The organism is Skermanella sp. (assembly GCF_059503625.1).
The window spans coordinates 1-3,715 of record NZ_JCACHA010000146.1; the positions used below are offsets into that span (position 1 = coordinate 1).

The 3,715-nt window shown below is 59.7% G+C and carries 4 protein-coding genes; 2 read left to right on the top strand and 2 right to left on the bottom strand.

All coding sequences use genetic code 11. The features are described from left to right. Positions 1 to 120: 120 nt before the first annotated feature. Positions 121 to 315, bottom strand: a complete 195-nt coding sequence (locus tag AC5JJ6_RS04055; protein WP_496040817.1) for a hypothetical protein — start codon at positions 313 to 315, stop codon at positions 121 to 123. Between the two features lie 309 nt (positions 316 to 624). Continuing rightward, positions 625 to 1,179 carry a PAS domain-containing protein gene (locus AC5JJ6_RS04060; RefSeq protein ID WP_496040818.1) on the bottom strand — a complete coding sequence of 185 codons (555 nt, stop codon included), beginning with the start codon at positions 1,177 to 1,179 and terminating at the stop codon, positions 625 to 627. 603 nt (positions 1,180 to 1,782) lie between these two features. Here AC5JJ6_RS04060 and AC5JJ6_RS04065 point away from each other — a divergent pair. Beyond that, the gene (locus AC5JJ6_RS04065; protein ID WP_496040819.1) at positions 1,783 to 2,124 is read left to right on the top strand and encodes a ComEA family DNA-binding protein; all 342 of its coding nucleotides are present in this window, start codon (positions 1,783 to 1,785) and stop codon (positions 2,122 to 2,124) included. 225 nt (positions 2,125 to 2,349) lie between these two features. Then, on the top strand, positions 2,350 to 3,348 hold the full coding sequence (locus AC5JJ6_RS04070) for a sensor histidine kinase (protein WP_496040820.1): 999 nt from the start codon (positions 2,350 to 2,352) through the stop codon (positions 3,346 to 3,348). The last annotated feature ends 367 nt before the right edge of the window (positions 3,349 to 3,715 follow it).

The window sequence follows — 3,715 nt, forward strand, 5'->3', positions numbered from 1 at the left end:
CGTGACACGGTGATCCTCCTGACGTTTATTTAGCAGCCCGTTGATAAACTCCTGAGATCGCTTCAGACATACCGCATATGGATTATCTGTGCCACAGGCTATGCGACTTTGATGTCTCGCCTAGTTGCCGGCTGGGATTGTCTCGCCACGCTGCGACATGCGGGCAAACTCCGACACTATGAGGTTGCCGTGCGCAACGTCGAGATCGAAGCGTTCACGCGGCGTCATCAATGCGAATTCGACCTGTGCACGCCGCTCCTCGAGCCGGTTGGCGAGGCTGTCGACCAGGCGGTAACAGAGCGCCTTGACGGGCATGACATGGAAACCGTCTTAAGCATCGTGCCGTTCCGTTCATATGTGGACGGCGCCTCGCTCCCTTGCTGCCATGTTGGCCACTGCCGCCATGGCTATTGTGCAGTGCAACATATGGCGACGAATTTGGTTGCAGCCTCAACAAAAAGATCAAAGGAGCGCATGGCAGTCATATCGAAGCCGTCGCCATCACGGCCGACACCATTATCAGGCTCCCGATCGTTCGCGCTCACGATTGTCATCGGTGGCTTATTCTGCAGGGCCGACCGCAGACATCCTGTTGATGACTGCCTCAGACCGCCGTCGGCCTCATCAGTTCGAGCGCTCCAGCTTGAGCGCCTGCTCCTCGTATTCGACGGCCATGGAGTTCAGCGTGTTCGTGGTTTGATGATCGGAGATCGCCGCAGCAAGTCGGCGACATTTTACCGCCTGCGCCCGCAGCGCCCGTGCCTGATTTCGGTCCGTCACGTCGATGAGCATGTTGACCGCCCCTACGAGCTTGCCGTCGCCATCGAGCAGAGGAGTGGGATACGGCAGAAAATTGCGCCGGGTGCCGTCCGGACGCTCGGCTACAGCTTCGACTCCCCTGATGGCACGCCGCTCGCGTAGGGCAACAGCCATCGGGCACTGATCATGGGGAAGGAACCGGCCGTCTTCGGTGTAAAGTTTCCAGGTGACACACCAGCTGTCCTGCCCAATGAGCGGCGTGCGCCCGGCGAAGGCAATGCAGGCACGATTGTAGTAGGTGATCACGCCCCCTGCGTTCGTGACATAAACCGCCGCCGGAAGCGCGTCGAGAACCCGGTAAAAGCCTTCGTCCCCCCGCTGCACCGCTGTGATCGCGGTGTGCAACATCGTGTCGGCCATCGTGGCAGTCATATGCATCGGAGGCTCGGCTCATAAGCTGAAAGAGAGGAAAAATTGATACTGCCCGCAGTCATCTTAACATTCACTAAAGAATTTTGTTCCTTTGCCAGGTCAATGACTCACCTTTCCTGACCATGTTTACTGCTCCCGGCGAGATGGAAATTTCCTAACTCTGACGTGCGCTCTTCGTTTTCTTGACCACACCAGGATGGAGTTTGCCCTATCTCGGAAACATTACCTCCTTCGATAAATTGAGGAGCAGGTAATGGCATTGGACAGACAGCCGCAGAACCGCGTCGACATTCCGCAAATCTGCCCGGTGCTGACCGATCCCCTTCTCCAGATCGGCGATGCTGCCGGATAGCTCAGCTCGCTTGTTCTTCGAAGCGGCAACCACATGCGGTTCGGCGATAGTCAGTATCCTTTTGAAAGGATGGAGTTATGCTCCTCATGCCAGAGGTATCTTGCAAGCCACTCTTGGTGGCGGCTGATACATAAGACCGCCGACCCTCTGACCTGTGCTCTTCGCCGCGCTGATCATACCAGGGTGGAACGCAACCCATCTCAGAAGCGTTACCTCCTTCGATAATTGGGGGATCGAGAATGGAATTGGACAGGAAGACGCTGGTCGGAGCCGTCGGCGCCATTGGTGCCGCCGTTGCCTACAACACCCTCCGCGGTGACGGAGCGGATAGCGACAGGAAGCGGGCTAAACCGTCCAGCGCAAAGACCACGCGGGCTGAGCAGGCGCAGTCGGGGTCCACTGGGACGGTCTACATCAACCAGGCGCCGCGTGACGATCTGCTCCGCCTGAAGCACATCGGCAAGGCAAGGGCCAAACGCATCCTGCCGAGCTGCCCCTTCAAGTCGGTGGAGGAACTGGTCAGCAGAGGGCTTCTCCCGGAAGACGTTCTGGCTCGGTACCGGGATCGTCTGACGGTGTGATGCCGTCGAGCCTTTGACCTGAACATCTTCATCATAGCGGCAGGCTATCCCGTCAGGAGGGCCATAGAACGCGACCGCCAAGGGAATGGCGGTACCGATCTGACTACTGGATGCAGACGGGAAACCGGCTGACTATGTTCGGGCACCAATGATCGGGCCTATGGCAAAGTAGGTCGGCGGCTGGCCAAGCCACTCGCAAAACCTTTCACCACTGGAATCAGGGCGATGTCAGGGAAACGAACAGGTCCCGCGGTGTGGGACGCCCACCGGCTGCGGATCGCCACCGATGCGGCCGGCGTCGCGCTGTGGTCGTGGAATGTTGACACCGACGAGATCGCCCTCGACGAGCGCGCCCATGACCTGTGGGGAGTAGACGTTGAGGCTGCGACCTTTGAGGATCTTTCCGCCTGCATCCATCCGGAGGACCTGGATAGGGTGAGGGCCGCTTTCGCGGCGACGCGGGAGATCTTCGGCGCTTATGAAATAGACTTCCGCATCCTGCACGGCGCGGAGGTCCGGTGGATATCGGCGCGCGGCAGGGGCGATGACCAGGGCATTGTTGGGCGGATGATGTTCGGGGTCTTCCTCAACGTGACCGGGCGCAAGCTGGCCGAGGAAGCCCGCGAGATGATCGCGAACGAAATGGCGCATCGGGTCAAGAACCTGTTCGCCATCGCCTCGGCCCTCACCGGAATTTCGGCACGTTCGACGGCGACGACGGCGGAGATGTACCGCGACCTGACCCAGCGGCTTGCGGCGCTGAGCCGTGCGCACGACCTCGTCCGTCCCGTTCTCAGCCAGCCGAAGGGGGCCGCTGTCCTTGGCGAACTGCTCGCCGTTCTTCTAGGGCCGTACGACGACGAGGGAGCGATTGGCGCCCGGGTCCAGGTCAGCGTACCGGACTTGCTGGTCGGCGAGGCGTCGGCCACGACGCTGGCCCTTGTCGTCCACGAGCTGGCGACGAACGCGATCAAGTATGGATCGCTCTCGAGGGAAAGCGGCACGGTCGCCGTGTCATGCACCGCGCAGGACAGTGAGGTGGTCATCATCTGGACTGAGACAGGCGGGCCGCCGGTCGAAGCCTCGAACAAGCCCTCGGGCTTCGGGAGCCAACTGGTCACAAGAAGCGTTTCCAGCCAGCTCGGCGGCACCATCGCGTTCGACTGGCAAACCGAAGGGGTTGTCGTCACGCTGCGTATGAGCAAGGCCCGTCTGGGAGCCTGACCAAAGTGGAAGTTGGCTAACCGTATAGGCGCAGCTTCATGGGAGCATCAGGAACCGTGGCAGACGTCCACGTGCTGAGTCGTTCGCAGGATCCGAGTGATATACTCAGTGGATTATCCGTCTTGACTGGCTAGTCTATCAAGACTCCCGCGGCTCCTGATGAATCCTGGCCGAACTGTAGCTACGCTCTTTTTCAGGACTGCTGCTCCTGAACAAGCTGCCGGATAAGTAGTCGAGCCAGGACTACCGGTGGGGTTTGACCGATTTGCATCGATTTTGATCCGGTGCCGCAGGATACGTGAACCATTCCATCCGCGGTGGTGTACGATCCAGTGTAGATCCTGCCCTCATGCTCGATCGTAACATG